Below are 22866 nucleotides of genomic sequence, written 5' to 3'. Positions count from 1 at the left end.
CACTTTACCGAGGTTTGCCCACGAAAGCTGGTCAAGGCTTCAGACCATCGGCACCAGCGTATGGGCAAAGTCCTTGCGCCGCTCCATCAGTTGCAGGGTCTGGGCCTGCGCGCCCTGGAGCAAGGCGGTCTCGTCGACCAGGGTACTGCGGCCGTTTTCCAGGATCACCTTGCCGTCCACCAGCACGGTTTTCACATTCGAGCCGCGCGCCGAGTACACCAGGTTCCACAGCACGTTGGTCTGGGTCCCTTCCCAGACGATCGGGCACATGTTCGGCTGAGCCAGGTCGAGCAACAGCAGGTCGGCGCGCTTGCCGACTTCGATCGAACCGATCTCCCGGTCCATGCCCAGTACCCGGGCACCCTCGATGGTCGCCATGCGCAAGGCGACATTCGCCGGCAGGGCGGCGGCATCCAGGCGATGGGCCTTCTGCAGCAGTGAGGCAAATTTCATTTCTTCGAACAGATCGAGGCTGTTGTTGCACACGTTGCCGTCGGTGCCCAGGCCGACGCGGATGCCGGCGGCGAGCATTTCCGGGACCCGGGCGATCCCACTGGCCAGCTTGGCGTTGCTGCTGGGGCAGTGGGCGACTGCGGTGCCGGTATCGGCCAGGCGCTTGATCTCTTCATCGTTGAGCCACACGCAGTGGGCGATCAGGGTCTTTTCGCCAAGGATGCCCATCTGGTCCAGCATCGGGATCGAGCGTTTGCCGAAGTGCTGGAGCACTGCCTGTTCTTCTTCCTTCTGCTCGCACGCGTGGGTGTGGATGCCGATCCCGTAGTCGAGCGCGCAGTCGCGGGCATGGGCGTAGGCCTTGGGTGAGCAATAGAACAGGTGTTCCAGGCCCATCCACACCCGCACGCGACCGTCGTGGGCCATGTGGTGGGTCTCGATCAGTTGGCGATTGGCGTGCGGGCTCTCAAAGAAGTCTTTGCCGGGCAGGTCGGCGGCATAGGGCGCCAGGTGCACACGAATGCCGATTTCACCGGCGGCGTCGGCGCAGCGATGCATGAAGCGGTACATGTCCATGACGCAGGTGGTGCCGCTCTTCAGGGCCTCCAGGTAACACAGGCGCGCGGCGTGGTAGGCGTCCTCGGCGTTCATGGCCCGGTGTTCGAGCTGGTAGTAGGGCAGCCATTGCATCAGCGGCAGGTTTTCGGTGATGCCGCGCATCAGGCTGGAGTGCGAGTGGGCATCGACCAGGCCTGGTAACAGGGCCATCTGGCCTTGACAGTCGATGACTTTGGCGTCGGCGGGCAAGGGCATGTGATCGCCCTGACCGATGGCTTCGATGATGCCGTCGCGGATGACCACATGGCCGTTGGCGAGGACCTGGTCCTGGGGATTGACGGTGAAGATGATTGCGTTGCGGATCACGGTGTAGCTCATGGCTGGGTCCTTGTTTTTTTTGTGGTTGGGGGGGCAGATCCGTTGCTGCGGTGATGGCGGCTTAGGGTTCCGCCCTTACGGCGGGTCACTTTTTTTACAAACGCCTAAAAAAAGTAACCAAAAAAACGCTTGCCCCGGCGTTCGGCCCCTCGCTAAGGCTCGGGGTTCCTTCGCTACGGTATCCATCCGGGGGCATCGCCTACGGTTTGCTTCGCTGCACCTCCTCTCGATGTATGCGGCTTCGCCGCACGGCGCTACGCGCCTTCCCCCTGATGGACACCTTCGCTCAGCCTGCCGAAGGGGCAGGTGGATCAAGATCAAAGGCCAGAGCACGGCGACCTGACAGTCGGCCTGCTTGTACTGGTGTTCGAATCTCCCCCGTAGCAGCTGTCGAGCCCGCGAGGCTGCGTTCGAGGACGCAGTCCTCGCCGCCCCTCAATACCTCGTACATCACCTAATACTGCACCCGCATCACCAAGAACACCGACAGCGCCGCCACCCACCACATGATGGGCTTGACCGTGTGTGCCTTGCCGATCAGCAGTTTGAGCAGGACGAAGACGATGAAGCCCAGGGCGATGCCCAGGGTGATGGAGTAGGTCAGGGGAATCAGCAGGATCACCAGGAATGCCGGAATCGCTTCTTCATAGGACTTCCAGTCGATTTTGCTGATGGTGTCCATCATGAACACGCCGATCATGATCAGCACCGGTGCCGTGGCGATTGCCGGAACCAGGGACAGCAGGGGGGAGAGGAACAGGAATGGCAGGAACAGCACGGCGGCGACCAGGGCGACCATGCCGGTGCGCCCGCCCTGGGAAATGCCGGCGGCCGATTCGATGTAGGCCGTCGCCGGGCTGGTGCCCAGGGGCGCCGAGGCCAGGGCGGCGAGGGCGTCGACATGCATTGACTGCTTGATGTTGCGCGGGTTGCCGTCGGCGTCCTTGAGGTCGCCCGCTTCGGAGATGCCGAGAAAGGTCGACAGCGACTCGAAGAAGTTGGTGAACACCAGCACGAAGATGTACGGCAGGTATTCGATGTGCAGCGAGCCCAGCAAGTCGACCTGGCCGAGGAAGCTGAAGTCCGGCGCGGCGAACAGCCCGCTCCAGTTGACCAGCGTGACCGTGCTGGCGCCTTCGGGCCAATAGGCCGTGGCATCGCCCCACAGGCGACCGATCGGGATCGCCAGCAAGGTGGTGCAGATGATCCCCAGGATCAGCGCCCCCGGCACCTTGCGCGCCACCAGGGCAATGGTGATCACCAGGCCGGCGAGGAAGGTCAGGATGATCGGATTGAACGGTGCCGCGTGCACCACGGTGAACGGGTCGGCGCTGATGAACTTGGCGTTCACCAGGCCAATCAGCGCGATGAACAGGCCCATGCCACAGGAAATCGCATTGCGCAGGCTTGCCGGGATGCCGTCGATCACCGCCTGGCGCACGTTGAAGAAGGCCAGCACGGTGAAGATCACACTGGCCCAGAGTACGCAGCCCAGGGCGATCTGCAGCGGGATCTTGGCGCCCACCACCATGGTGTAGGCGAACAGGATGTTGATCCCCATGCCGGGGGCGATGAGGATCGGGTTGCGCGCGTAGAGGGCCATCGCCAGGGTGCCGAGAAAGCTCACCAGCACAGTGGCGGTGACCCCGGCGGAGAAGGGGATGCCGGCCGCCGCGTTGATGTCCGGGTTGACCACAATCACGTAGGCCGCCGCGAGGAAGGTGGTAGCCCCGGCGATGATCTCGCGCCTCAGGGTCGAACCTTCACGGTGGATGCCGAAGTAGTTTTCCAGCCATAACCTGAGCCTTGCGATAAGCCCGATGGGCGCACCACGCAAACTGACCGGTTGGTTCATGTTGATCTCCTCAAAGCGGCAAGGCTCGGTTGTTTGTTGTTGTTATATTTTTTGGGTTTGATTCGAGTCGAACATGGGTCAGGCGGATGACGTGGCGAAAATGCCCGACATCACGGTGAAACCGGGCAAGCGTTTGATCCGGTCGGTCCAGCGCCTTATCGCGGGGTAGTCGATCAGGCTGATACCGGCCTCGTCGGACAACATCACATAGGGAAAACAGGCGATGTCGGCCACGGTCGGCAAAGGTCCGCTGCAGACCCATCCCTGGTGTTGCCGCTCGCTGAACCACAGGTGTTCGTCGAGGATGCGGAACAAAGCATGGGCGCCGCTTCGGGCTTTTTCGGCGTCAAGATCATAGTTGAAAACATCCGCCAGGCGCGCGGCCGAGGCTGTGGAGGTGATGCCGTCGGCAAACGCCAGCCACATGTTGACCTCACCCAGGCGGCGCGGGTCCTGCACCGGGTACCAGGTGCCGCTGGCATCGTAGCGGGCGGCCAGGTAGGTGAGGATCGCCTGGGCGTCGCGCAGGACGTAACCGTCGTCGTCGAGCACCGGCAACTGGCCGAGGGGGTTGATGGCCAGGAAGGCCTCGCCCTTGTGCTCCTTGCCTGGGTAAAACTCCAGATCCACCGTGCTGAAGTCAACGCCCAGCAGGTTCATGAACAGGCGCAGCTTGTAGCAGTTCCCGGACAGCTCGTAGTTGTAGAGTGTGATCACCTGCCTGCTCCCTTAAAGATCGAGCACCAACAGCTCGGATTTGCTGCGCGATACACAAGGCATCAGGCAGCGGTTGCCTTGCCGCTCTTCGCGGGTCAGGTAGACGTCACGGTGCTCCGGCTCGCCGTACACCACCGCGGTGCGACAGGTCCCGCACACGCCTTGTTCGCACGAAGTGTCGAGCGTGATCCCGCGGGCCTTGAGGCTGTCCGCCAGGCTGACGCCGGCCGGCACGGTAAATTCCTCGCCGCTGTGTTGCAGGCGTACCCGGAAGGGTTGGTCCTGGTCATGGCTGACAGTGTTGGCGAAGAGTTCGAAGTGCACCTGGCTGTCGCTCCAGCCGGCTTCGCTGGCCAGGGTGCTGACCAGGTCGATCAGGGCCTTGGGGCCACAGACATACAGGTGGGTGCCGGCGTTCGCCTGTTGCAGCACGATACGCAGGCGTTCGCGGGTCTGCTGCGGGTCCAGGCCGGTGTGGATGCAGTTGTGCCGCAGCTGATGCAGGCGTTCGGGGAACGCCACGTGGGACTCGCTGCGCACAAAATAATGCAACTCGTAGGGCCGATCGGCAGCCTGCAAGGCAGCGCCCATGGCCAGCAGCGGGGTGATGCCGATCCCGCCGGCAATCAGAATCCCGGCGGTGCCCGGGACCAGACGGAAATTATTCTTCGGCGCCGAGATGCGCAGACGCTCACCGGCCTTCAGGTCGTGGTGCAGCGAGCGGGAACCACCACGCGACTGCGCCTCCAGCTTGACTCCGATCACCAGGTGCTCGCGCTCGTCGGGGGCGTTGACCAGCGAGTACTGGCGCACCAGCCCGCCGGGTGTGTGCACATCGATATGAGCACCCGCCTCGAAGCTGAAGCCGCCATCGGCGGGCAGGGCCAGCTTAAGGGCGACGATCTCGCTGGCGGTGGTCCAGTGCTGCAGCACCTCGACCTCCAGGGTCTGCGCCGGACGGCGTGCCGTTGTGGCAGGCGCGATGCGCAAGCTGTCGGGAGGTCGGCGGGTGGCGATCAGTCCGGCCTGGTTTTCCAGGCGCTGGCGCAGCACGTTGAGGATCCGGTTATGCCAGCGCAGTGGGTCGATGCCGGGGTGCCCCGCGAGGGTGCTGCTGTGCACGATGGTGCGCTCGGCACTCGCCGGTTGCAGCCAGAATTGCACCTGGCAGGGCTGCTCGCCGCTGCGCCAGGACAGTTGCAGTTGGTTGTCGGTCTGTTGCAGGTGTACCGAGTCGAGCTGGCAGTCCGGGTCCAGCTGGGCATAGCCGGCCAGGGCCTGGCGCACGTCGTCGAGGGCGGCCCGGAAGGGCAGGCTGCGCAGGTGCAAAGCCAGGGGTGGAAAGGCCGGTGCCGGCAGTGCTTGAGCCTGTTGTGGCTGCAGGTTGACCCAAATCATCCCGTGCGCTTCGCTCACCGCAAAGGTCCGCGCGCACACGCTGGCCGGTGGCGTGCTTTGCGAGGATGCCGGAATCAGCGTGCAGCGGCCATCGCCGCCCTGGTACTGCCAGCCGTGGTATTGGCAGCGCAGCCGGGAGCCGAGGTTGACGCCCAGGGTGAAACGCACGCTGCGGTGCGGGCAGCGGTTTTCCCAGGCGTTGACCTGTTGCGCGTCATCGCGCCAGAGCGCCAGCTCCACGCCGAGCAACTGACCGTGAAACACATGGCGCAGGGCAAGGTCGCTGCTCTGGGCCACCGGGTACCAACGATTGTCGGGCTGCGTCATGGCTGGCCTCCCGCGGCCTGTACCGGCTGGTAAGTGCCGTAGCGAATGCCCTTGTCGCGCAACCAGCGGCGATAGGCACTGGACATCGCGTCGGCCCGGGTCGGGATCTCGAATTTCGGGTCCAGGGGCAGGGTCCGGGGCAGGTGATTGGAGAGGATCATCAGGTCCTGGCTGAAAATGGTCTGCTGGAACAGGCGCAGATCGCGGTCGCTGCTGGTGGCGTCGACATAAGCCAGGACCACATGGGCGATGCACCACTCTTCATCCAGCGGCTGGACAAACAGGCAGATGGCGTCGCGTCGCTCTGGCTGCTCGGGGCTGGTCTTGTACAGAATGGCGACGAAGGGGCGGGTCACGCGGTAGACGTAGTGCGCCTCGATGGCCTGTTTCGACCCGGCGGCTGCCATGGGTTGGAATATGCGGCAGTCGGTGGCCAGGATCTCGTCCCGCTCCTGGTCGACCTCCACCCTATAAGTGCTGATGTCGGTGTAGGGTTCGGCCCCGAGAAAGCCGGCATGGACGTAGGGGAAGTGCGCCATGTCGAGAAAGTTTTCCACCACGCGCAGGCCCGAGGCATGCACCTTCATCGAGCCGGCTCCCAGCACCCGGCGATCGGGTTCATCGAATTCCGCTATCTGGAAAAATCCCGCGTCGGGTTCGCCCAGGCAGACCCAATGGGTGTGATACAGGGTGGTGGTGCGGCAAGGCGAGCCGCCGTCGTCGTCGCGTGTGGCGCTGAAGTGACCCTCGGCATCACGGCCAAAGCGGATCTCGTGCCCCAACAGCGAGGTACGGTAGATCCTGCCGTCGACCAGGTCTTCCACGACGGCCAGTGGATACCACTGGTTCCAGATGCTCGATTCGATACTCATAGGTTCCTCACCGGCGGATTTTTCTTTTTTCGCGACAGTAGAGAAATCCAGGGCATGAAACTAACGAGTAATGCTAATGGCTGGTATGAACAAAAATACTACCTGGAAAAAAGACCGGCCAGGCACCGCCAACATCGCCGATACCTGACCCACCGCCCTCGCGAGCAAGCCGCAAGCGGGCGCCCGGTCCCACAGGTTTGGTAGGTGTACGCAACACTTGCGAACCCCCAAAACCCACGGTAGGAGCGAGCTTGCTCGCGATGAGAGCGGTCCAGTCTTCCCCTCAGTGAGAGTGTCGTGGCTCGCCGCTGCGGGCGATGATGCGCAGGTGCAGGGTGGCCGGTTCCAGGCAGCCGCCGGTGGACAGCTGCCCGACCAGTTGCCGGTAAAGTTCCTGCCACGGGGTTTGCGAGGCCGGAATGTTCGGCTCCCAGGCTGCCCGGCGTCGGGCCATTTCGGCTTCGTCCACCAGCAGGTTGACCGTCCGCGCATTGAGGTCGACGCTCAGCCGGTCATTGGTCTTGAGCAGGGCCAGGCCACCGCCCACGGCGGCTTCCGGGGACATGTTGAGGATCGACGGGCTCGCCGAAGTGCCGCTCTGGCGGCCGTCGCCCAGGCAGGGCAGAGAGTCGATGCCTTGCTTGATCAGCGCCGCGGGCGGGGCCATGTTCACCACCTCGGCGCTGCCCGGGTAACCCACGGTGCCGACGCCACGGATCACCAGGATGCAGCGCTCGTCGATCTCCAGCGCCGGGTCGTTGATCCGCGCGTGGTAGTCCTCCGGCCCCTCGAACACAATGGCCCGCGCTTCGAAGCTGTTCTCCGCGCCGGGCTCGGACAGGTAAGTCTTGCGGAACGCTTCGCCGACCACCGACATCTTCATGATCGCGCTGTCGAAGAAGTTGCCGCTGAGCACGATGAAGCCGGCGCGGTGCTTGAGCGGAGTGTCGAAGGGGTGGATCACATCGGTGTTGCTGGTCAGGGTGCTGCGCACGATCTCGCCGATGGTCTGGCCGCTGACCGAGGCACAGTCCTCGTGCAGGCGCCCGGCCTTTTGCAGTTCGTGCATCACCGCCGGTACGCCGCCAGCGCGGTGGAAACCTTCGCCCAGGTACTTGCCGGCCGGCATGCAGTTGACCAGCAGCGGCACGTCTTCGCCAATCCGTTGCCAATCATCCAGGCTCAACTCGACACCCATGTGCCGGGCGATGGCGATCAGGTGCGGCGGGCAATTGCTCGAGGCGCCCAGGGCCGAGGCCACGGCAATGGCGTTCTCGAAGGCTTCGCGGGTCATGATCTGCGACGGTCGCACGTCCTGGCGCACCAGTTCGCAGATGCGCTTGCCGGTGGCATAGGCCATCTGGCCGCGCTCGCGATAGGGCGCCGGGATGCTCGCGCAGCCGGGCAGGGACATGCCCAGCGCTTCGGCCAGGGCGTTCATCGACAAGGCGGTGCCCATGGTGTTGCAGTGACCCACCGAAGGCGAGGCTGCGGTGGTCATTTCCATAAAGCCTTCGTAATCGATATCGCCGGCGGCGAGCAGGTTGCGCGCATGCCAGAGCACGGTGCCGGAGCCGATCAGTTCACCCTTGTGGTGACCGTCGAGCATCGGTCCGCCCGACAGCACAATCGCCGGCAGGTCGGTGGTTGCGGCCGCCATCAGGCAGGCTGGCGTGGTCTTGTCGCACCCGGTGGTGAGCACCACGCCATCGAGTGGATAGCCGTGCAGGATTTCCACCAACCCCAGGTAGGCCAGGTTGCGGTCCAGCGCGGCGGTGGGACGGCGAGTCTGCTCGGCAATCGGGTGCACCGGGAATTCCATGGGAATGCCGCCGGCATCGCGGATCCCGGCCTTGACCCGTTGCGCCAGCTCCAGGTGGTGCCGGTTGCAGGGCGTCAGGTCGCTGCCGGTCTGGGCGATGCCGATGATCGGGCGGCCCGATTGCAGCTCTTCGCGGGTCATGCCGTAGTTCATGTAGCGCTCGACATACAGCGCCGTCATGTCGGCGTGGGCCGGGTCGTTGAACCATTGCTCGCTACGCAGCGGGCGCTTCGGGGTGTCAGTCATGATTCATGGCTCTCTTATAATTGGATGATTCGACAACCGCCGTCGGGCTCAAAGGGCGGGCAGGCCTCGGGACGCCAGGTTGCGCAACAAGGCGCCGACGCCAAAGGTCCATGGCGTGGCGACTGAACTGTGGGTGACCTGGTTGTGCAGGCTGCCGAGCAACGGGCTGCTGATACGCACCTGGTCACCGAGTTTATGGGTGAAGCCGCTGCCGACGTGATCACGGTCCTCGGTCGGGGCGAACAGGGTACCGAGAAACAGCAGGAAACCGTCGGGATATTGGTGATTGGCGTTGAGAGTCTGCCGGGCCAGGTCCTCGGGGTCGCGGCTGATCTGGCTCATGGAACTGGAGCCGTGCATCCGGTAGCCGTCCGTGCCCTCGACCTGCAGGTCGACCACGCAGGCGCGTACATCCTCCAGGCTGAACTGCTCGTCGAACAGGCGAATGAACGGGCCGATGGCACAGGACGCGTTATTGTCCTTGGCCTTGCTCAGCAACAGCGCGCTGCGCCCCTCGAAATCTCGCAGGTTGACGTCGTTGCCCAGGGTCGCGCCATGGATCTGCCCACGGCTGTTGACCGCCAGCACCACTTCCGGCTCCGGATTGTTCCAGATCGAGCCGGGATGAATGCCGATCTGGCTGCCGCTGCCGACGGCGGAAAGGACCGGCGCCTTGGTGAAGATTTCCGCGTCCGGGCCGATGCCCACTTCCAGGTACTGCGACCACATGCCCTGTTCGATCAACAGTGCCTTCAACTGCGTCGCCTGTGCGGAGCCGGGGACGATCGAGCGCAGGTTGTCGCCAATCACCCCATGGACGATCGCCCGCACCTGCTCGGCCTTGCCGGCATCGCCACCGGCCTGCTCTTCGATGACGCGCTCGATCATGCTCGCGGCGAAGGTCACGCCAGCGGCCTTGATCACTTGCAGGTCCAGCGGTGGCAGCAGGTAGGGTTGGCTCGGGTCGGCGTCAGGGCCGGTATTGGCCAGCAGGTTGTCGACGCTGGTCAGGAAGGTGCCGGGGGTTTGGCGCACATCGGCCAGGGGGCTGTCCGACTCCAGCAAATCACTCAGGGTCGCGAAGCGCTGCGACAGGTCGAACACGCCATCGGCCCGCAAGACAATCAGCGAAGGGCCGGCAATCGGCCCTGGAACCCAGGCGCGGCCAATCAAGGTGCCGGCCACGCCATCGACCGGCAGGGTGTTCTCGGGAGTAAGCAGTAACGACATGGCAAATCTTCCTGGTCCGTAAAGGCTTCACGCTATGACCAGCACTCGATAAACTCCAATGAGATATTTTCAGTAATCGATAACTCCTGGTTATTGTTTGACGAGGCGCACCCATGTCCGAACTGTCATTCTCCAGCTTCTGTGGCTGGCTCAAATTCCGCCACCTGCTGCTGATCGACACCCTGGGCCGCACCCGCAACATGCACCTGGCGGCGCAGCAGATGAACCTCAGCCAGCCGGCCATCAGCAAGATGCTCAAGGAAATCGAAAGCCTGCTCGGCTTTGCCCTGTTCGAACGCCAGCCGCGCAGCATGCCGCCCACGGCGCTGGGCGAGCATGTCTTGCGGTACGCGCAGATCGCCCTGAATGACGCGCGTTCGTTCGTCGAGCAGATCGGCAGCCTGCGCGAGGGGGGCCATGGTCATCTCAAGGTCGGCGGGATCTTTGCCGCCACCGCCATCGCCCTGCCCGAGGCCATCTTGCAGATCAAACAGCGCTGGCCGCTGTTGTCGATCGAGGTGGTGGAGCAGACCAGCAACCACCTGATGGAGATGCTCGAAGAGAAAAAACTCGACCTGGCGGTAGCCCGCTTCACCGAGCACAGCCAGGCACAACGCTACGACTTCCAGCCCTTGGCCCCGGAACCGTTCTGCATCGTGGTCAACAGCCGCCACCCGCTGGCCGACGCCGGGCCGATCTCCTTGCAACAGTTGGTCGACCTGCCGTGGATTCTGTACCCAGTGGGCACGCCGATTCGTGCGCGCATGGAACTGGCGTTCGCCGACGCCGGGGTAGCGCTGCCGCGCAATACCGTGGACACCATCTCCATGCAGACCTTCCTCCAGGTCCTGCAGCGCGGGCCGATGATCGGCATGCTGCCGGATGCCATGGTCCATCCGCTGCTGGAAAGCGGCCAGTTGAAAGCCCTCGACACCCCCCTGCACCTGGCGCCTCAGGACTACGGCATCCTCACCCGCAAGGGCGAGCAACTGGTGGGAGCGGCCCTGGAGTTCGCGCAAATCCTCACTGAAAACGCGCGCCTGGCCAGGGATCAGGGGGCAGCAAACGGGGCAGGCGAAGGGCAAATTCGATAACGCTTGGTTATCGGTTAATCCAAAAATGCCATTGGGAAAGAATCGATTCGCGGCAGTAGAGTACCGACCAGATTTCCCTCTGGGTCAGGAGACTGTCATGCCCGAACTGTCCGGTCACAACTTCATCGCCGGTGGCCGTAGCGCCGCCGGCTCCGTGGTCCTGCACAGCGTTGATGCGACTACCGGGCAGCCGCTGCCCAACGCCTTCATCCAGGCCACGGCCGAGGAAGTGCATGCCGCTGCCACCGCGGCCCATCAAGCCAGCGCGATCTACGGCAACTTGCCGGCCGAGCGCCGGGCCGAATTCCTCGACGCCATCGCCAGCGAGTTGGACGCCCTGGACGAGCAGTTCGTGGCCCTGGTCTGCCGCGAAACCGCGTTGCCAGCGGCACGCATCCAGGGCGAACGGGCCCGTACCAGCGGGCAGATGCGCCTGTTCGCCCAGACCCTGCGCCGGGGTGACTTCCTCGGCGCGCGGATCGATTTGCCGCTGCCTCAGCGCCAGCCCCTGCCTCGGGTGGATCTGCGCCAGTGCCGCCTGGGCGTCGGCCCGGTCGCGGTGTTTGGGGCCAGCAACTTTCCCCTGGCCTTTTCCACCGCCGGTGGCGACACCGCCGCGGCCCTGGCCGCTGGCTGCCCGGTGGTATTCAAGGCCCACAGCGGGCACATGGCGACGGCCGAACAGGTGGCCTTGGCTATCATTCGCGCCGCCGAGAAAACCGGCATGCCGGCCGGGGTGTTCAACATGATCTTCGGTGCCGGCGTCGGTGAGGCGCTGGTCAAGCATCCGCTGATCCAGGCAGTCGGCTTCACCGGTTCGCTCAAGGGTGGCCGGGCGCTGTGCGACATGGCCGCTGCCCGGGCGCAGCCGATCCCGGTGTTCGCCGAGATGAGCAGCATCAATCCGGTACTGGTGTTGCCGCAGGCACTAGAGGTGCGCGGCGAGCAGATCGCCCGCGAACTGGCCGCCTCGGTGGTGATGGGCGCGGGGCAGTTCTGTACCAATCCGGGCCTGGTGATCGGCATTCGTTCACCGCAGTTCAGCGCTTTGCTGCAGTCCCTCAGCGCGCTGATCGCCGAACAGCCCGGGCAGACCATGCTCAACGCCGGCGGCCTGCGCAGTTATGTCGAAGGCTGCGCCACCTTGCGCGCCCATCCCCAGGTCACACACCTGGCCGGGCAGGCGCAGGCGGGCAATCAAGCCCGGGCGCAACTGTTCCTGGCCGACGTCCAGTTGCTGCTTGGCGGTGACGAACTGCTGCAGGAGGAAATCTTCGGGCCGGCCACGGTGGTGGTCGAAGTGGCTGATCGCACTGAATTGCTGGCGGCCTTGCAGGGGCTGCGCGGACAACTGACCGCCACCCTGCTGGGTGAGCCGGCCGAGCTTGCACACGCTGCCGACCTGGTGGCGGTGCTGGCGCAAAAAGTCGGCCGGGTGCTGGTCAACGGTTACCCGACCGGTGTCGAGGTGTGTGACGCCATGGTCCACGGCGGCCCCTGGCCGGCGACGTCCGATGCCCGTGGTACCTCGGTGGGCACCCTGGCCATCGACCGCTTCCTGCGTCCGGTGTGCTACCAGAACTTCCCGGATGCCTTGCTTCCCGAAGCGCTGCGCAACAGCAATCCATTGGGGCTGACGCGCCTGGTCAACGGAGAAAAAACCACCCAGGCACTCTAGTCCAAGCAGCAACGCCGGGTGAATTGCTCGCCCGGCATGACCCATTCGATAAAAACAATCAGGCATGTCCACATGCCCAGGGGTTACCTCCATGCAAACGATATCCGAGCATCTGCCTGCGCAGGCGCAAGCCAGCGAACTCGACTTTGAAGACCGCACCTACCGCAAAGTGATCTGGCGCATCCTGCCGGTGCTGCTGCTGTGCTACATGGCCGCCTACCTGGACCGGGTCAACATCGGCTTCGCCAAGCTCGACATGCTCAACGAGCTGCAATTCAGCAACACCGTCTACGCCCTTGGCGCCAGCATGTTCTTCTGGGGCTACTTCCTCTTCGAGGTGCCCAGCAACCTGTTGCTGCATCGCTTCGGCGCGCGCTTCTGGATCGCCCGGATCATGCTCAGTTGGGCGGTGATCTCCATGGCCGTGGCCTACACGGTGCCGCTGGCGGGGATCTTCGGGATTGAGTCGAGCACCATGTTCTATGTGCTGCGGTTCCTGCTGGGGATCTGTGAAGCGGGCTTCTTTCCCGGGGTGATCCTGTACCTCAACTACTGGTTCCCGACCCATCGCCAGAGCCGGGTGATGTCCGGGTTCCTGATGGCCATGCCGATCAGCCTGACCCTGGGCGGTATCCTCTCCGGCTGGCTGATGAACAGCATGCAAGGGGTGCATGGCCTTTCGGGCTGGCAGTGGATGCTGATCATCGAGGGTATTCCGTCGATCATCATGGCCTTCGTGGTCATCGCTTGCCTGGCCGACAACATCGACAAGGCCAAGTGGCTGTCAGCCGCCGAAAAAGCCATGCTCAAGGCCAATCTGCAGACCGACAACCAGGGCAAGGTATCGCGCCTGGGCGAGGTGTTCTTCAACCCGCGTGTGTGGTTGCTGGTGCTGATCCTGCTGACCTTCAACACCGGTTTCTATGGCCTGGCGTTCTGGATGCCGTCGATCATCAAGAGCACCGGCATCACCAACAGCCTGCACATTGGCCTGCTGACAGCGATTCCCTATGCGGTGGCCACGGTGGCGATGCTGCTCAATGCACGCCACTCCAACCGTACCGGCGAGCGTCGGCTGCATGCGGCGATTCCGGCCTTCATCGGCGGCGCCGGGCTGATCCTCAGTGCTTTTTTTGCCGACAACCTGGTGCTGTCCGTGCTGTTCCTCAGCGTCGCCGCTTCGGGGATCCTCAGCCTGATGCCGATTTTCTGGACCTTGCCGGGCACCGTGCTGTCGGGTGTGGCGGCTGCGGCCGGGATCGGCATGATCAACGCCATCGGCAACCTGTCCGGCTTCACCGGCTCGATGATTACCGCCGTGGCCGAGAACCTCACGGGCAACATCAACAACGGTACTTACGTGCTGGCGGTGTGTCTGTTCATCAGCGGCGCGTTGATCCTGGCGATCCCTGCGGCGATGCTCGGGCGGACGGCGAAAACCGCGGCCGGCAGCGCTAACCTGGAGCGAGTATGAAGATGCAGAACAAGCGGGTGCTGGTGACGGCGGCCGGGCAGGGCATCGGGTTGGCCAGTGCGATTGCCTTTGCCGAGGCGGGTGCGCAGGTGTTCGCCAGCGATATCGATGTGCGTGGGCTGCAAGGGATCCCGGGCATCGAAGCCCTGACCCTGGACGTCACCTCGGCCAGCGCCATCAGCGAGGCGTGCCAGCGAATCGGTGCCCTGGATGTGCTGTTCAATTGCGCCGGGTATGTGCACAGCGGCAACATCCTGGAGTGCGATGAAGCGGCTTGGGCCCGGTCCATGGACGTCAACGTGACCGCCATGTACCGGATGATCCGCGCGGTGCTGCCGGGCATGCTCGAGCGTGGCGGTGGTTCGATCATCAACATGTCCTCGGTGGCCTCCAGTGTCAAAGGCGTGCCCAATCGTTTTGCCTACGCTGCGAGCAAGGCGGCGGTGGTGGGCCTGACCAAGGCGGTCGCCGCCGACTTCATCGGCCAGGGCATTCGCTGCAACGCGATTTGCCCGGGCACCGTGGAGTCGCCGTCGCTGCGCCAGCGGATCGCCGAACAGGCGGCGCAGCAGGGCGTGGCCGAGGCGCAGGTGTACCAACAGTTCCTCGACCGCCAGCCCATGGGCCGCATCGGCAGCGCCACGGAGATCGCCCAGTTGGCCTTGTACCTGGGCAGCGACGCCTCGGCCTACACCACCGGTGGCGTGCATGTCATCGATGGCGGCATGAGTATCTGAGCGCCACCGGGCACCCCTTTAAGTAGCAGGAGCGAGATATGAAATTAGTGCGTTATGGCGACAAGGGTTCGGAAAAGCCGGGCCTGCTGGATGCCAACCAACAGCTTCGCGACCTCTCTGGCCACGTTGCGGACATTGCCGGGCAGACCCTGACCCCACAAGGCCTGGCGGCCCTGGCGGCGATCGACCCCGCGAGCCTGCCACCGGTGCTCGGTCAGCCACGGATCGGCGCCTGCGTCGGCCAGGTGGGCAAGTTCATCTGCATTGGCCTGAACTACGCCGACCATGCCGCCGAGTCGAACATGGAAGTGCCGAAGGAGCCGATCATCTTCAGCAAATGGACCAGCGCCATCTGCGGCCCCAACGATAACATCGAGATCCCCCGTGGCTCGCTCAAGACCGATTGGGAAGTCGAACTGGGCGTGGTCATCGGCAAGGGCGGGCGCTACATCGATGAGGCCAATGCCATGGATCACGTGGCAGGTTACTGCGTGATCAACGATGTCTCCGAGCGCGCCTGGCAACTGGAACGCGGCGGTACCTGGGACAAGGGCAAGGGCTTCGACACCTTTGGCCCGATCGGCCCGTGGCTGGTCACCCGCGATGAAGTCGCCGACCCCCATGCGCTGGACCTGTGGCTGGAAGTCGACGGCCACCGCTACCAGAATGGCAACACCCGTACGCTGATCTTCACGGTGCCGCAACTGATCGCTTACCTGAGCCGTTGCATGAGCCTGCAACCCGGCGACATCATCTCCACCGGCACCCCACCGGGCGTCGGCCTGGGCATCAAGCCCGACCCCGTCTACCTGCGCCCCGGCCAGACCATGCGCCTGGGCATCGCCGGGTTGGGAGAACAGCTGCAGGTGACGGTGCAGGCGGATTGAGCCTGGCAAACGCAGATCCCCGTATCCGCTGCCGCAGGCTGCGTCCGAGTGCATAGCACTCGCCAGCCACCCCTCGGCTCATCTGATACACCGTGGGGCCCCGGGAACAGGTGTTGTCAGCTTTGTCGTGCGCGCGGGATTGACAGAAGGGGAGCTGGGCCAACAGTATCGAGCCATGACCAGAACCCACCGCCTGAACATGATGTGCTGCTCCATGACCGCCGCTGGCGGGTCATGAGGTCAGGCGCGTTCAGGATATGACGTTATGACCCAAGGCCCCGCCAGCAATGGACGGGGCTTTTTTTGCGCTGTCCGAAGCTGGCCAATGGAGAACGATATGCTGCAAATTCGCCGCGCCACCCAGGACGACGCCCAGGCCGCTTTCGAGATTCGCCTGCGCGCGATCCGTCACCAATGCATCGGCGCCTATACCGAACAACAGATGCTGACCTGGACCGCAGGTTCGGCGGCGGACGGCTACAGTGCGCTGATGGATTCACACTTCTACATGGGGTATGTCGATGGCGTGGCCGTGGCCACCGGCATGCTCGATCTGCCGCGGCGGGAAATCGGCGCGATCTTCGTCCTGCCCGAGTTCATGCAGCAGGGGATTGGTGTATTGATGCTGGCGTTCCTTGAACAGTTGGCGCGGCAGTTGGGCCTGGAACAGGTGGTACTCGACGCGACCTTGAACGCTGCCGACTTCTACCGGCGCTGCGGTTACCGTGGTGAGCAAACGTCCATCTACCATTCGCCCTCGGGCCTGCAACTGGCCTGTGTGCCCATGGTGAAACAGCTGGGGTGAACCCGGCCTTCAATCCTTGCCGGGATACCGCGTCTGCCTCACCACCGACGGCGCGTCGGGGCGCCAGCAGTTGCTCGATCTGAGGGCGGCTTTGAGCGCATCGCGGGCAGGCCCGCTCCCACGGTGATTATTGCTGCCCGCAGATTTTGCATGCGCCCACCCAGCCTGTGTGGACGCGAGCTTGCTCGCGATAGCGATGTGTCAGGCGCCATCGATGTTGGCTGTGCTGGCGCCATCGCGGGCAAGTGGCGCGTCGCTCGGCCATGCACTGTTATAAAGCCCGCGCGACCTTTCGTGCACTAAGCCAAGTCACGCCGCGAGGGGGAGCTCCCGGTCGGGTGCCACCGCACATGGGCTGCAAGCGCCCGGAATAGGGGCTGTGGGGGGCTGGCTGCGGTTCTGGCACAAAGGCTGCAATACATCCCGCAGGCCTGGCGCGCAGCAACACCGTCGTCCAGGCAGCCCCCTCGGTCAACGACGATCGATTGGCCGCACAGGTCGTGGGTAGCAGCGTTGAACCGGGCACAGCAGTCGGGTTTGCACAACGCAAATGAACAGGCAAAGACGCCTGGAACCGTAAGGTTTCAGGCGTTTTTTTTTGCTTTTAGAACAGTGATCGGGTGCTACTTATGAACTCCAATGTTGCCGCGTTGAACACCTTGCAAACCCTGGTCGTGATCGGAAACGGCATGGTCGGCCATCATTGTGTGGAACAGTTGATCGAGCGCGGCGCCCTTGGGCGCTATCAGCTGCATGTCTTCAGCGAGGAGCCGGTACGGGCCTATGACCGGGTACACCTGTCCGAGTACTTCACGGGACGTGATGCCGAGTCACTGGCGTTGTCCGACGCGGCGCTGTACCAGACGCCGGGTGTCACCCTGCACCTGGGAGTGCCGGTGCTGGAAATCGACCGTGCCCGGCGCCAGGTGATCACCGCCCAGGGCAGCGTCGCCTACGACACCCTGGTCCTGGCCACGGGTTCCTATCCCTTTGTACCGGACATCGACGGCGCCGAAGGCGACTCACGCCTGGTCTACCGCACCCTCGAGGACCTCGATGCCATCCGGCGCGCCGCCAGCAATGCGCGGCGCGGTGTGGTGGTGGGCGGGGGGCTGCTGGGCCTGGAGGCGGCCAATGCCCTGAAAAGCCTCGGCCTGGAAGCCCATGTGGTGGAATTTGCCCCGCGCCTGATGCCGGTGCAACTGGACGAACTGGGTGGCCTGGCGCTGAAGTCGCAAATCGAACGGCTGGGCGTCGGCGTGCACCTGTCCCGCGCCACGCAATCGATCAGTGCCGGGGAGCAGTACCGCTACCGGATGAACTTTGCCAACGAAGAAAGCCTGGAGACCGACCTGATCGTGTTCTCCGCCGGGATCCGTGCCCAGGATGCCCTGGCTCGCCAATGCGCGCTGCACATCGGCCCGCGCGGTGGGGTGGTGATTGACGACCGGTGCCTGAGCAGCGACCCGCACATTTATGCCATTGGCGAGTGTGCCTCGTGGAATGGCAGCCTGTTCGGCCTGGTCGCGCCGGGCTACCAGATGGCCCGCAGTGTCGCGGCGCAGCTGTGCAATCAGGACGCTGAGCCCTTTATCGGCGCGGACATGTCGACCAAGCTCAAGCTGCTGGGCGTCGACGTCGGTTCCATCGGCGATGCCCATGCCCACACCCCGGGTGCGCGCAGCTTCCAGTTCATCGACGAAGCCAGCGCCAGCTACCGCCGGCTGGTGGTCGACGCCACCGGCAAGCAGGTGCTGGGGGCGGTGCTGGTGGGCGATAACAGCTACTACGACACCTTGCTGCAATACGCCCAGAACGGCATTGCCCTGCCGGCCGAACCGGCCAGCCTGATCCTGCCATCCTCGACCGGCGCGCCCACTCTGGGCCCGGGCGCCTTGCCCGAGTCGGCCATGGTCTGCTCGTGCCACAACGTCAGCAAGGGCGCGATCTGTTCGGCCATCGACGGAGGTTGCAGCGATCTGGCCCAGCTCAAGACGCAAACCAAGGCCTGCACCGGCTGTGGCGGTTGTGCCGGCCTGCTCAAGCAGGTGTTCGAGCACGAGTTGATCGCCCGTGGCGTCAGTGTCGACAAGAGCCTGTGCGAGCACTTCGCCTTCACCCGGCAGGAGCTATACGCCCTGGTGCGGGTTGAAGGGCTGCACAGCTTCGAAGAACTATTGGCCCGTCATGGCCGTGGGCACACCGGCTGTGATGTGTGCAAGCCGGCCGTGGGCTCGATCCTCGCCTCGTGCTGGAACCAGCCGATCATGGATGCCTCGCTGGTGCCGTTGCAGGACACCAACGACACCTTCATGGCCAACATGCAGAAAAACGGCACCTATTCGGTGGTGCCACGTATCGCCGGGGGCGAGATCAGCGCCGAGAAACTGATCGTGATCGGCCAGGTGGCGAAGAAGTACGAGTTGTACACCAAGATCACCGGTGGCCAGCGCATCGACCTGTTCGGCGCCCAGTTGCACCAGTTGCCGCAGATCTGGGGCGAGCTGATTGAAGCCGGATTTGAAACCGGGCATGCCTACGGCAAGTCGACCCGCACGGTGAAGTCCTGCGTCGGCAGTACCTGGTGCCGCTACGGGGTGCAGGACAGCGTGGCCATGGCCTTGGTGATCGAGGACCGCTACAAGGGCCTGCGCGCGCCGCACAAACTCAAGTTCGCGGTCTCCGGCTGCACCCGTGAGTGCGCCGAGGCCCAGAGCAAGGACGTCGGGGTGATTGCCACCGAGAAGGGCTGGAACCTGTACCTGTGTGGCAACGGCGGCATGCGCCCGCGGCACGCCGAGCTGTTTGCCACTGACCTGGATGACGCGACCCTGATCCGCTACATCGATCGCTTCCTGATGTTCTACATCCGCACCGCCGACAAATTGCAGCGTACCTCGGTCTGGCGCGAGAGTCTGGAAGGCGGTCTGGATTACCTCAAACAGGTGATCATTGACGACAGCCTGGGGCTGGGCGAGGAGCTGGAGTCGCAGATGCAACTGGTGGTCGATCGTTATGAGTGCGAGTGGGCCAACGCCCTCAAGGACCCGGACAAACTCAAGCGTTTCCGCACCTTCGTCAACGACGAACGTCCCGACCCGAGCATTCATTTTGTCGAGGAGCGTGGGCAACGCCGGCCGATCATGGCCGCCGAACTCAACCTTATTCCCGTCACCGAGGAGCTTGCCTGATGAACCTGTCCAATTCCCAGCGCGCCGACGCCCATTCCCCCCGCTGGCAGTCGGTGTGCAGCGAGCACGATCTGGTCTGCAACTCGGGGGTGGTGGTGTGGCTGGACGGCGCACAAGTGGCCCTGTTCTACCTGCCGCAGGCCGAGGGCAAGACGCTCTACGCCATCGATAACCACGATCCGCAATCGGGGGCCAATGTCATCGGTCGCGGGCTGGTGGGCAGTCTCAAGGGTCAACTGGTGGTGGCGTCGCCCCTGTACAAGCAGCACTTTCGACTCGAAGACGGGTGCTGCCTGGAGTATCCGCAGCAGCGTCTGCGCGTCTGGCCGGTGCGCCTTAACGATGGGCAAGTGCAAGTGGGCGTGGCCAACGAGCACTGACCTGTATGGGCCAATGGCTGTGGTTGGCTGGCAGACTCAGAAGCGTCCGTTGAGGGGGTACTCGACGGCCAGGCGAATCTGCTCGGTGTCGAGCTCTGCCTGGGCGGTATTGCCGCGGTGCAGGTTGTGCCGCAGTGACAGGGCCAGGTCCTTGGCCGGGCCGCTTTGCACCACATAGCGGGCTTCCAGGTCGCGCTCCCAATGCTTGCCGCCCGCGCCGTAACCCAGGTAGGCATAACCACCTGCCGGGTCGACGTGGCGCCCATCAATGTTGCTACCGCGCACATAGGCGGCGCTGAGCACCAGGCCGGGCCAGCCGAACGCCTGCATGCCCAGGTCGTAACGAGCCTGCCAGGATTGTTCGTGGGGGGCGTTGAAATCCGACAGTTGCATGGCGTTGGTCAGGTAGATCGCGCCCCGGGTCACGTAGTCGAAGGGGGTGTCGCCATCGACCTTCTGGTAACCCAGGCTGAAGGTGTGGGCGCCATTGCGGTAACTGGAGAGCAGGCTCCAGGTGGTGTTGTCGATCGTGCCCGACCAGGCCTGGCCGGTGTCGAGGGTGCGGTACAGGTTGAGGTTCAGCGTCAGCGTCTGGTCGAGCCCCAGGTCATGGCTGTAGGTGCTGCCCAGGTAATGCTGGCGCCAGTTGTCTTCGTAGCGCGCGCTGTACAGGCTGGTGGAGAGCCCTTCAATGCCGTCGAAGACCAGGCCGGCGAGGTCGAAGTTGTTGCCTTGCCTGGCGTTGGAGTAATTCACCACAAACCCCTGGTCGTGGCTGCTGGCATTGCGGTCGGTGCTTTCGTTGAAGTGGCCGCCGAGTATTTTGAACCCGGCGAACTCCTGGCTGTTGAGATAGAAGCCGGTGGCGGTTTCCGGCAGCAGGCGACTGTCGGATGAACTGAAGACCGGGGTCTTGACCCGTTGCTCACCGTAACTGAGGGTGGTCGAGGAGGCGCGTAGCTTGAGCGCCGCGCCGCCGCGGCCGAACTGATCCTTGGGATGACCGTCGTTGTCGAGCCCGAGCAACCGCGCCTTGCCGGCCCGACCGCCGCCGCTGTCCAGCTGCCAGGCGGCATAGGCATGGGCATCGACGCCCACCCCAACCAGACCCTGGGTAAACCCGGACTGCAGGCTGCCCATCAACCCGTATCCCCACTCCTGGGCGTTGCCGCTGCGTTCGTTGCGCGGCTTGTAGGCATTGCGTGCAGCGTTATTGCGCGCGCCGTGCTGGTACTCGCGGTGATCCAGGACACTGCGGTTGAGCAGGCTCCAGCGGCTGTCCTCGACCAGCCCGCGAGACTGTTCCTGGGCCGAGCCGGCCAGCAGCGTGGTGGACTGCGCGGCCAGGGCGAAGGGCAGGGCGAAGGGCAGGGCGAGGCGCTTGAATCTGATCATGTATGGGGTCCTTGCATACACCTTGGGCAGGCTGACAACGCCTGCCTGTGCAACGGGGTTTTGAATGGGCTGTGCAATGTAATACTATTACATTAAATATCAAGCCCAATGGCTTGAGACAGGCCGTTTCCTCCCACCCTCTGCGTTGCGAACCCCCCCCATGACAAATGCTGTTCTCCGACCCTCCGGCGCTGGCCGGTTGCTTTCCATCGATGCCCTGCGGGGCTTGGTGATTCTGTTTATGTTGCTCGACCACGTGCGTGAAACGTTTCTGCTGCACCGCCAGGTCAGCGACCCCATGGACATTGCCACCACCGAACCCGCGCTGTTCCTGAGCCGCACCCTGGCCCATCTGTGTGCACCGATCTTTGTGCTGCTCACGGGCCTGTCCGCCTACCTGTATGGCGAAAAATACGCGGGCAAGGCCGATGTCTGCAGCTTCCTGTTCAAGCGCGGGTTGTTCCTGGTACTGCTGGAAATCACCCTGGTGAATTTCGCCTGGACCTTCCAGATCCCACCGACAGTGATCTACCTGCAGGTGATCTGGGCCATCGGCCTGAGCATGCTGGCCCTGTCGGCGCTGGTCTGGCTGCCACGCCCGCTGTTGCTGGGTTTGAGTGTGCTGATCATTGCCGGGCACAACCTGCTGGACGGCCTGCATTTCGCGCTGGAGTCGGCGCTGCATGTGCCTTGGGCGGTGTTGCATGACCGCGGCTGGATCGAGTTCTCCGACGGCCTGCGCCTGCGCACCTCCTACCCGGTGCTGCCGTGGATCGGCGTGATCGGCCTGGGATATGCCATCGGCCCCTGGTTCGCCCAGGCCAGCGACGCCGCCTGGCGCCAACGTGCACTCTTGATCGGCGGTATCGCCGGGCTGGTGGGCTTCGTCGGGTTGCGCTTGCTCAACGGCTACGGCGACAGACCCTGGGTCCAGGGTGACAGTGCCCTGCAGACGCTGATGAGCTTTTTCAACATCACCAAGTACCCGCCGTCCCTGCTGTTCATCACCCTGACCCTGAGCCTCGGCCTGCTGCTGTTGCGCGGCTTCGAATGGCGCCAGGGCAGTCGCTGGATTCTGGCATTGAGCGTGTTCGGCTCGGCACCGATGTTTTTCTATCTGCTGCACCTGTACGTTCTGAAGTTCGCCTACCTGTTGGCAGTGGTGTGCTTTGGCCTGAATCAGGGCAGCTACTACGGGTTTGATTCAGTGTGGGCGGTGTGGTTGGCGGCGGGGCTGTTGGCGTTGGCCTTGTACCTGCCGGTGCGCTGGTTCTCTCGGCTCAAGAGCCGCCGCCGTGACCTTGCCTGGCTCAAGTATTTCTAGGCGCAATCGCTGATTCTCTGCTTGGGGGCCGTCCGGGGCGTGCAA

Annotated in this window: 17 protein-coding genes; 9 read left to right on the top strand and 8 right to left on the bottom strand. The window is 63.9% G+C overall.

The features are described 5' to 3' along the window. Nucleotides 1-39: 39 nt before the first annotated feature. From H7995_RS17345 to H7995_RS17315, 7 genes are all read right to left on the bottom strand, one after another. A complete protein-coding gene (locus tag H7995_RS17345; RefSeq protein ID WP_166589467.1) occupies nucleotides 40-1389 on the bottom strand; it encodes an amidohydrolase family protein in 1350 nt (449 codons plus the stop codon). Nucleotides 1390-1843: 454 nt separating this feature from the next. Beyond that, nucleotides 1844-3244: an NCS2 family permease gene (locus H7995_RS17340; protein WP_166589466.1), complete on the bottom strand. Its 1401-nt coding sequence runs from the start codon at nucleotides 3242-3244 to the stop codon at nucleotides 1844-1846. Between the two features lie 78 nt (nucleotides 3245-3322). Further along, nucleotides 3323-3961, bottom strand: coding sequence for a glutathione S-transferase family protein (locus tag H7995_RS17335; RefSeq protein ID WP_166589465.1), 639 nt, complete (start codon nucleotides 3959-3961; stop codon nucleotides 3323-3325). Nucleotides 3962-3973: 12 nt separating this feature from the next. Continuing rightward, on the bottom strand, nucleotides 3974-5686 hold the full coding sequence (locus tag H7995_RS17330) for a Rieske 2Fe-2S domain-containing protein (RefSeq protein ID WP_166589464.1): 1713 nt from the start codon (nucleotides 5684-5686) through the stop codon (nucleotides 3974-3976). After that, nucleotides 5683-6558, bottom strand: coding sequence for an aromatic ring-hydroxylating dioxygenase subunit alpha (locus H7995_RS17325; protein ID WP_166589463.1), 876 nt, complete (start codon nucleotides 6556-6558; stop codon nucleotides 5683-5685). Before H7995_RS17325 ends, H7995_RS17330 begins: the two co-directional genes overlap by 4 nt. 283 nt (nucleotides 6559-6841) lie before the next feature. Then, nucleotides 6842-8626 (bottom strand): IlvD/Edd family dehydratase, encoded by a 1785-nt coding sequence (locus H7995_RS17320; protein WP_166589462.1) that lies wholly within the window; start codon nucleotides 8624-8626, stop codon nucleotides 6842-6844. Between the two features lie 48 nt (nucleotides 8627-8674). After that, the gene (locus tag H7995_RS17315) at nucleotides 8675-9856 is read right to left on the bottom strand and encodes a fumarylacetoacetate hydrolase family protein (RefSeq protein WP_166589461.1); all 1182 of its coding nucleotides are present in this window, start codon (nucleotides 9854-9856) and stop codon (nucleotides 8675-8677) included. 113 nt (nucleotides 9857-9969) lie between these two features. Here H7995_RS17315 and H7995_RS17310 point away from each other — a divergent pair, with 113 nt between their 5' ends. From H7995_RS17310 to nirD, 8 genes are all read left to right on the top strand, one after another. Next, complete coding sequence (locus tag H7995_RS17310; protein WP_166589460.1) at nucleotides 9970-10950, top strand: LysR family transcriptional regulator; 981 nt, start codon at nucleotides 9970-9972, stop codon at nucleotides 10948-10950. Nucleotides 10951-11047: 97 nt separating this feature from the next. Then, the gene (locus tag H7995_RS17305) at nucleotides 11048-12628 is read left to right on the top strand and encodes an aldehyde dehydrogenase (NADP(+)) (RefSeq protein WP_166589459.1); all 1581 of its coding nucleotides are present in this window, start codon (nucleotides 11048-11050) and stop codon (nucleotides 12626-12628) included. Nucleotides 12629-12719: 91 nt separating this feature from the next. Continuing rightward, a complete protein-coding gene (locus H7995_RS17300; protein WP_166589458.1) occupies nucleotides 12720-14102 on the top strand; it encodes an MFS transporter in 1383 nt (460 codons plus the stop codon). After that, nucleotides 14099-14839 carry an SDR family oxidoreductase gene (locus H7995_RS17295; RefSeq protein WP_166589457.1) on the top strand — a complete coding sequence of 247 codons (741 nt, stop codon included), beginning with the start codon at nucleotides 14099-14101 and terminating at the stop codon, nucleotides 14837-14839. The genes H7995_RS17300 and H7995_RS17295 overlap by 4 nt, the downstream gene beginning before the upstream one ends. A 38-nt stretch (nucleotides 14840-14877) precedes the next feature. After that, nucleotides 14878-15726 carry an ureidoglycolate lyase gene (locus H7995_RS17290; RefSeq protein WP_166589456.1) on the top strand — a complete coding sequence of 283 codons (849 nt, stop codon included), beginning with the start codon at nucleotides 14878-14880 and terminating at the stop codon, nucleotides 15724-15726. 337 nt (nucleotides 15727-16063) lie between these two features. Beyond that, complete coding sequence (locus H7995_RS17285; RefSeq protein WP_166589455.1) at nucleotides 16064-16531, top strand: GNAT family N-acetyltransferase; 468 nt, start codon at nucleotides 16064-16066, stop codon at nucleotides 16529-16531. Between the two features lie 629 nt (nucleotides 16532-17160). Further along, on the top strand, nucleotides 17161-19722 hold the full coding sequence (nirB, locus tag H7995_RS17280; protein ID WP_166589454.1) for a nitrite reductase large subunit NirB: 2562 nt from the start codon (nucleotides 17161-17163) through the stop codon (nucleotides 19720-19722). Next, nucleotides 19722-20102, top strand: coding sequence for a nitrite reductase small subunit NirD (gene nirD / locus H7995_RS17275; protein ID WP_166589453.1), 381 nt, complete (start codon nucleotides 19722-19724; stop codon nucleotides 20100-20102). The genes nirB and nirD overlap by 1 nt, the downstream gene beginning before the upstream one ends. 36 nt (nucleotides 20103-20138) lie before the next feature. Here the strand turns inward: nirD and H7995_RS17270 are convergent, their stop codons facing one another. After that, nucleotides 20139-21497 (bottom strand): OprD family porin, encoded by a 1359-nt coding sequence (locus H7995_RS17270; RefSeq protein ID WP_185818666.1) that lies wholly within the window; start codon nucleotides 21495-21497, stop codon nucleotides 20139-20141. Between the two features lie 160 nt (nucleotides 21498-21657). Between H7995_RS17270 and H7995_RS17265 the strand changes: the two genes are divergently transcribed. After that, a complete protein-coding gene (locus tag H7995_RS17265; protein ID WP_185818665.1) occupies nucleotides 21658-22821 on the top strand; it encodes an acetyltransferase domain-containing protein in 1164 nt (387 codons plus the stop codon). The last annotated feature ends 45 nt before the right edge of the window (nucleotides 22822-22866 follow it).

The organism is Pseudomonas kielensis (genome assembly GCF_014236655.1).
In the GTDB taxonomy this organism is placed as follows: domain Bacteria; phylum Pseudomonadota; class Gammaproteobacteria; order Pseudomonadales; family Pseudomonadaceae; genus Aquipseudomonas; species Aquipseudomonas kielensis.
This window is presented reverse-complemented; position numbering and strand designations above follow the sequence as displayed.

Bases quoted from the DNA above. Each gene is read 5' to 3' on its own strand.
- H7995_RS17315 (WP_166589461.1), bottom strand. From the start codon at position 9,856: ATGTCGTTACTGCTTACTCCCGAGAACACCCTGCCGGTCGATGGCGTG.
- H7995_RS17310 (WP_166589460.1), top strand. From the start codon at position 9,970: ATGTCCGAACTGTCATTCTCCAGCTTCTGTGGCTGGCTCAAATTCCGC.
- H7995_RS17325 (WP_166589463.1), bottom strand. From the start codon at position 6,558: ATGAGTATCGAATCGAGCATCTGGAACCAGTGGTATCCACTGGCCGTC.
- H7995_RS17300 (WP_166589458.1), top strand. From the start codon at position 12,720: ATGCAAACGATATCCGAGCATCTGCCTGCGCAGGCGCAAGCCAGCGAA.
- H7995_RS17265 (WP_185818665.1), top strand. From the start codon at position 21,658: ATGACAAATGCTGTTCTCCGACCCTCCGGCGCTGGCCGGTTGCTTTCC.
- H7995_RS17270 (WP_185818666.1), bottom strand. From the start codon at position 21,497: ATGATCAGATTCAAGCGCCTCGCCCTGCCCTTCGCCCTGCCCTTCGCC.
- nirB (WP_166589454.1), top strand. From the start codon at position 17,161: ATGAACTCCAATGTTGCCGCGTTGAACACCTTGCAAACCCTGGTCGTG.
- H7995_RS17345 (WP_166589467.1), bottom strand. From the start codon at position 1,389: ATGAGCTACACCGTGATCCGCAACGCAATCATCTTCACCGTCAATCCC.
- H7995_RS17305 (WP_166589459.1), top strand. From the start codon at position 11,048: ATGCCCGAACTGTCCGGTCACAACTTCATCGCCGGTGGCCGTAGCGCC.
- H7995_RS17290 (WP_166589456.1), top strand. From the start codon at position 14,878: ATGAAATTAGTGCGTTATGGCGACAAGGGTTCGGAAAAGCCGGGCCTG.
- H7995_RS17295 (WP_166589457.1), top strand. From the start codon at position 14,099: ATGAAGATGCAGAACAAGCGGGTGCTGGTGACGGCGGCCGGGCAGGGC.
- nirD (WP_166589453.1), top strand. From the start codon at position 19,722: ATGAACCTGTCCAATTCCCAGCGCGCCGACGCCCATTCCCCCCGCTGG.
- H7995_RS17320 (WP_166589462.1), bottom strand. From the start codon at position 8,626: ATGACTGACACCCCGAAGCGCCCGCTGCGTAGCGAGCAATGGTTCAAC.
- H7995_RS17340 (WP_166589466.1), bottom strand. From the start codon at position 3,244: ATGAACCAACCGGTCAGTTTGCGTGGTGCGCCCATCGGGCTTATCGCA.
- H7995_RS17330 (WP_166589464.1), bottom strand. From the start codon at position 5,686: ATGACGCAGCCCGACAATCGTTGGTACCCGGTGGCCCAGAGCAGCGAC.
- H7995_RS17285 (WP_166589455.1), top strand. From the start codon at position 16,064: ATGCTGCAAATTCGCCGCGCCACCCAGGACGACGCCCAGGCCGCTTTC.